Origin of the sequence: uncultured Capnocytophaga sp., from assembly GCF_937936315.1 — a bacterium.
Taxonomy (GTDB): Bacteria; Bacteroidota; Bacteroidia; order Flavobacteriales; family Flavobacteriaceae; genus Capnocytophaga.
Genome location: NZ_CALGWU010000018.1, coordinates 1 through 3,686, shown reverse-complemented (window position 1 = coordinate 3,686; position 3,686 = coordinate 1). Strand labels below are relative to the sequence as shown.

At 35.4% G+C, this 3,686-nt stretch carries 7 protein-coding genes and 1 pseudogene; all 8 read left to right on the top strand.

What is annotated here, in order from left to right; translation table 11 throughout:
* Window positions 1–154: 154 nt before the first annotated feature.
* Window positions 155–718 (top strand): hypothetical protein, encoded by a 564-nt coding sequence (locus Q0162_RS02455; protein WP_297888571.1) that lies wholly within the window; start codon window positions 155–157, stop codon window positions 716–718.
* Window positions 719–813: 95 nt separating this feature from the next.
* Entirely contained in the window at window positions 814–1,017 is a 204-nt protein-coding gene (locus Q0162_RS02450; RefSeq protein WP_297888568.1) for a hypothetical protein, read from the top strand.
* A gap of 39 nt (window positions 1,018–1,056) precedes the next feature.
* Window positions 1,057–1,398 (top strand): hypothetical protein, encoded by a 342-nt coding sequence (locus Q0162_RS02445; protein ID WP_297888566.1) that lies wholly within the window; start codon window positions 1,057–1,059, stop codon window positions 1,396–1,398.
* 13 nt (window positions 1,399–1,411) lie between these two features.
* Complete coding sequence (locus tag Q0162_RS02440; protein ID WP_297888563.1) at window positions 1,412–1,699, top strand: hypothetical protein; 288 nt, start codon at window positions 1,412–1,414, stop codon at window positions 1,697–1,699.
* Complete coding sequence (locus Q0162_RS02435; RefSeq protein ID WP_297888560.1) at window positions 1,696–2,184, top strand: hypothetical protein; 489 nt, start codon at window positions 1,696–1,698, stop codon at window positions 2,182–2,184. Before Q0162_RS02440 ends, Q0162_RS02435 begins: the two co-directional genes overlap by 4 nt.
* Window positions 2,185–2,237: 53 nt before the next feature.
* Window positions 2,238–2,600, top strand: a complete 363-nt coding sequence (locus Q0162_RS02430; protein WP_297888557.1) for a hypothetical protein — start codon at window positions 2,238–2,240, stop codon at window positions 2,598–2,600.
* A gap of 38 nt (window positions 2,601–2,638) precedes the next feature.
* Window positions 2,639–2,740: pseudogene (locus Q0162_RS02425) on the top strand (alpha/beta hydrolase); the annotation flags it as partial.
* 308 nt (window positions 2,741–3,048) lie between these two features.
* The coding region (locus Q0162_RS02420) for an SH3 domain-containing protein (RefSeq protein WP_297888554.1) at window positions 3,049–3,686 on the top strand (638 nt) is incomplete at its 3' end.

Here is a 3,686-nt window from a genome sequence, read left to right as displayed (position 1 = left end):
CAGGTCATTCTATGGCTTGGGAAAATCCTCAAGGTCTTAGTGATGTTATTTATCACTCAATTGAGGGAAGAAAAATATTTTTGCCATAAAATACCTTTATTTTAGCAGAATAAAGAGAATAACAGCGTGCGCTATTCACACAATTCAGCATCGTATGAATATAGAAGAAATCAAAAAGAAAATACAAATCATCTTAGAACTTCCTCAGCTAAAACCATTTGGCGGTATATATATGAACCCCGTATTGGAAGAAGCAAAAGTAGCCCAAATAGAGAAAGAGAATCACATCACTTTCCCCACGGATTATCGTACTTTTATCACCCAAATCGCCAATGGCTGTGTGGGTCCCGATTACGGATTGCGGTCCCTTAAAGAAGCAACGGAAGATTTGATGTGGAGAGACCGGACTATAGACCTCTCTACGCCTTTCCCTTACACCGAGCCTTGGAACGAAGAAGAATGGCTTAATAGTATTGATTGGGACGGTGGTGAACGCCCTACACAAAAGCAGCTCGAAGCCTATATGGATACAAAGCGCATCAGCGGTTGCTTACAAATATGCCATATAGGGCACGGAGCCTCCTATCTTTTGGTAGTGAATGGTAAGGAAAAAGGCTATATATGGCTCGATAGTCGTCAGGATTATGGCGGACTGTTGCCTGAACTTAACGAGAAGGGAGAAAAACTCACCTTTGAGATGGGTATACCGACTGGCTGAATGAGGTAGTAGCTCCTGAAAAAGTATGGTTTGAGAAATCACTTCAGTTTATCAAAAAGGCTTTCCCGAAGATAGAGGAAACAGATTTTAGGCTGATGATTTATGTGCTTTATGAGCATTACTCTGATAGAAACTTAGCAACCCTCATCGCTCACCTTTATGGACTGAACCCAATAGACATCTATTTTGAAATAGGAAAGTTTATCCAAAGAGAAAAGTACGACGAACAAACTATTCAGCAGTATGAAGCCCGATTACGAGAAAGTGGTTTTTATGATTGGGCAGCAGAGGAAGAGTAAAAAATAAAAAAAGAGTATCTTTGCCTAAAATAGATAACAATGAGTCATAGTTCTAAAACAATATCAACATTCACAAGTGTGGAGGCAATGGAAAAGTTTATCAACGATGTGAATTCGGAAGAAGGCTTTACAGATTGGAACTTAACAGAAGAAGAGTTTCAACAGCTTTGGAACTCGCACCTATTTCACGAACTTAATTACAAATTAGATAAACTTATTGATGACTATGAATGGGAGGATATTATAGGGGTAGAAGCGCTACAAAAAGCCTATGAAGTTACAGAAGCTAATACCATAAGCAAACTACCTGTCGGACAGAAATTATTAGCAATGCTTCATAAAGCTATAGAATACAAAACAGGGATATTCTTTTTCTTTTGACAATACTGATGTTATGAATAAAATATTTCAAGTAGAAAAGCTTTTAAACACTAATGAAAATACATTTTCAGTGGCAGTAAGAGTGATTGCAGGAGATATTATTCACAAAGGAGAGGTATTCAATCTTATAAAAATAGACAATAACACTTTGGTAGAGGTAAATTTCACCCTAAAACAAATAGAAATGTATGGCTGTTCTATTGATTTTATAGATTTAGGGTGTACAGGACTGCTATTTTTAGAAGGAGAATACCCTACTACTCAAATAAAAGAACTAATTATAGCAGCACAAATAATATGACCGAACTTGAAAAAGCATTAAAAGATATTGATACTACCCTACATCCTAACGGACTTAGAGATGGGATAATTTACTATAATGAAGAGGGTGATTTCTGTGTGTATAACCACTATTCCGCTTGTGAGTGGCTTAAGCATTTGGCAGTGCATTATGGTGGGGTGACTATGGAAGAGGCTACTCGACTGGTAGAAAACTCAGACTGGATGCGTATGCCTGAATCTATTAATGAGGTAGCATTTATCACTCATCGGGAACAATATCATTGGGCGATGTTGCTTGTAAAAGGTAATATGTATTGGTTAAAAGGGTATCCTTCTGATACTAATAAATTTAAAGAAGAGCATAGTGTTTGGGAAGAACAAATGGCAAAACAATATCAACTAAATGATGAATATATATATGGTGATTTAGAGTCTGCCGACTATGAGAGTGGCTTACTTGATAACGCTATAATAAATAAGGAAAAAGAAGGCGGATCTTCCTAAAGAAGAAAGTATTATCGAAAAGATTTCCAAAATATTGAAAAATCATTAGCAGTATGAAGTCCAACTGCGAGAAAGTGGTTTTTATGATTGATATGAATTTAATAGACCTTATTACGGACAACCACAATACTCCTTTTTGGGAAATCTCCTATCATTGGCATAGAACGTATCAGGCTAAGGGTATGCAATATCAACATTTTGTAGGGGAGATTACTACTACTTATAACATTCCCGAAGCGCTTATTTCTTTGCTGGATAAACAATGTAAATTAGTTAATGAAGGTGTTTTCTCAGTTGATGAAATTATCGGAGATAAAATAAAGACTTACGAACTCAAATTGCAAAATAAGAACGCCAGCATTGTAAACCTTTATATAGAAGGCGATGGCGTAGATTTTTGTATTGTAGATAAATGATAAATCCCCTATAGAAGAAGTTGTATTTGCTAGTTGAATTGGCGGTCCCTAATGCCCGTCATACTGATTTTTACGACAATCAAGCTGGTATAATTCCGTTTGATAAGCTGGAAACATTCTTTAGTGAAAATCTTCAATAAAATAAAGTCATAAAGAATAAGTTTTAAGCTAATATTTCTTGAAATAGGGAGACTGAAAGTAGTTATTTTTGTGTTTTGCATAAAACCAACTATTTTCAGTCCCCCTTTTGTTTTTGATTTGGGAATGTAGGCAAATAGTAAGAGCCAACTACAAACCCTAGTAGTCGTGTTTCTTATAGTTTGTGCTTGAGATTTGTTTTTAAACTTTAGCTAAATTAAAAAAGAATCACTATCTTTGCAGAAACTAAGTAACAAACAAGAACAATTCTTATTTTTTATACAGAACGTACATTATTTATAGAAACCTTATGAAACACCTACTTATTTTATTCTTCCTCCTTACGACCAATGCCTTTGCGCAAGGTCTTTTTGGAGATTATGCCGTAGTAAAAGACAAAGACGGCTATGTAAACATTCGCGCTAAAGCAAGCGTAAAAAGCCAAATCGTAGGCACTTTACCAAACAATACACTTATATATACTTTATTTGATACTATACAAGATGAAACTGGTGAAGAGATATTTTTTAATTGGTTGTATGTAGATAAAGGGTATGTACATAAAAGTCGCCTAAAGAAAGTGCGAGACTTGCCTTCTATCGGCAAAGGTAAAGAGCAAGGCAATAGTATTACTATTGCTGGTAAAGGTATCAGTGTAACCCTTACCAAACAGCCATTTGACAAAACTAAGCATAAGATTACCAAGAAAAAATATAAATATTATGAGGAGTTAATCATTGATGATAAGAGAGCTCAAGGTACGGACATCTCCTTTATACCTGAAGACCATTACAAGAGTATCATTGTAACTATCAACGGCAAAAACGTATCTATCCCTAAAAGTGCTTATGATGATTTGTACGAAGTAGCTATGTATACTGATAATAATGCGGTATATTATGACAAAGAGGAAGATACAATTTACATTATTGCCCATAATGGTAGTGG